Raw genomic sequence first — 1674 nt, forward strand, 5'->3', positions numbered from 1 at the left:
ACGCTCTACGCCACCAATATCCGCCATATGCTGACCGACCTGACGCCGGGCAAGGACGGCAAGCTCGTCCACAACATGGAGGACGACGTCATCCGTGGCGCGACCGTCACCTTCGAGGGTGCGATCACCTATCCGCCGCCACCGCCGAAGATCGCCGCGATCGCGGCGCAGAAACCAAAGGAGAAGGTGAAGGAGCCGACGCCGGAGGAAAAGCGTGCGACCGAGGCCGCAGCCTTCAAGGCCCAGACGAAGAGCCAGCTGACGCTTCTCGCCGTCGGCACGGCGCTGCTGCTTTTGGTCGGCGCCTTTGCTCCGCCTGCCTTCATGAGCCACTTCGTCGTCTTCGTGCTCGCCTGCTTCGTCGGCTTCCAGGTCATCTGGAACGTCTCGCATTCGCTCCACACCCCGCTGATGGCCGTCACCAACGCGGTTTCCGGCATCGTCATTCTCGGGGCGCTGCTGCAGATCGGGTCTGGCAACTGGCTGGTGGTGCTGCTTGCGGCGCTGTCGGTGCTGATCGCCACGATCAACATCGTCGGCGGCTTCCTCGTCACGCGGCGCATGCTCGCCATGTTCCAGAAATCCTGATCGGGCAGGGGTAAACATTATGATGATCGGTATCGTATCGGCCGCCTATATTGCGGCAGCCGTCCTCTTCATCCTCTCGCTCGGCGGGCTTTCGGGCCAGGAAAGCGCCAAGCGCGCCGTCTGGTACGGCATGACGGGCATGGCGCTTGCCATTGTCGCCACGGTCTTCGGACCTGATGTCGGCAACTGGTTCATCATCGCGCTGATGATCGCGGGCGGCGCCGTGCTCGGCCACTTCGTCGCCTCCCGCGTCCAGATGACCGAGATGCCGCAACTCGTTGCAGCACTCCATTCCTTCGTCGGTCTTGCCGCAGTCTTCATCGGCTTCAACGCCCATATCGAAGCGGCTGATGTCGCCGGCCTCGATGCGGCGGCCCGCTCTGCATTGACCGGCTTTGCCGCGATCCTTGCCCACAAGGAACCGGTGGAACTGTCGATCATGAAGGTCGAGGTCTTCCTCGGCGTCTTCATCGGTGCTGTCACCTTCACCGGCTCCGTCATCGCCTTCGGCAAGCTTGCCGGCAAGGTCGACGGCAAGGCCAAGAAGCTGCCGGGCGGTCACCTGCTCAATGCCGGTGCTGCCCTTCTCTCGCTCGTGCTGCTGGTGCTCTACGTCAATGGTGCCGGCACCTGGACGCTGCTTGTCATGACGCTCGCCGCTTTCTTCATCGGCTATCACCTGATCATGGGCATCGGCGGCGCCGACATGCCGGTGGTGGTGTCGATGCTGAACAGCTATTCCGGCTGGGCGGCCGCTGCCATCGGCTTCACGCTCGGCAACGACCTGTTGATCGTCACCGGCGCGCTGGTCGGCTCATCGGGTGCGATCCTCTCCTACATCATGTGCAAGGCGATGAACCGCTCCTTTATCTCGGTCATCCTCGGTGGCTTTGGTGCGACGACCGGGCCGCAAATGCAGATATCAGGCGAGCAGATCGCGATCGATGCCGACGGCGTGGCTGCAGCCCTCAACGACGCCGACAGCGTCATCATCGTGCCGGGCTACGGCATGGCGGTGGCGCAGGCGCAGCAATCGGTCTCCGAGCTCACCCGCAAGCTGCGGGCGGCCGGCAAGAACGTGCGCTT

2 protein-coding genes are annotated in these 1674 nt (G+C 63.6%); both read left to right on the forward strand.

What is annotated here, in order from left to right; genetic code table 11:
- On the forward strand, window positions 1–588 hold a 588-nt coding region (locus IB279_RS36695), incomplete at its 5' end, for a proton-translocating transhydrogenase family protein (RefSeq protein WP_192341238.1).
- A 19-nt stretch (window positions 589–607) separates the two neighbouring features.
- On the forward strand, window positions 608–1674 hold a 1067-nt coding region (locus IB279_RS36700; RefSeq protein ID WP_192341240.1), incomplete at its 3' end, for an NAD(P)(+) transhydrogenase (Re/Si-specific) subunit beta.

This window comes from Ensifer sp. ENS06 (assembly GCF_014852205.1).
Taxonomy (GTDB): Bacteria; Pseudomonadota; Alphaproteobacteria; order Rhizobiales; family Rhizobiaceae; genus Ensifer; species Ensifer adhaerens.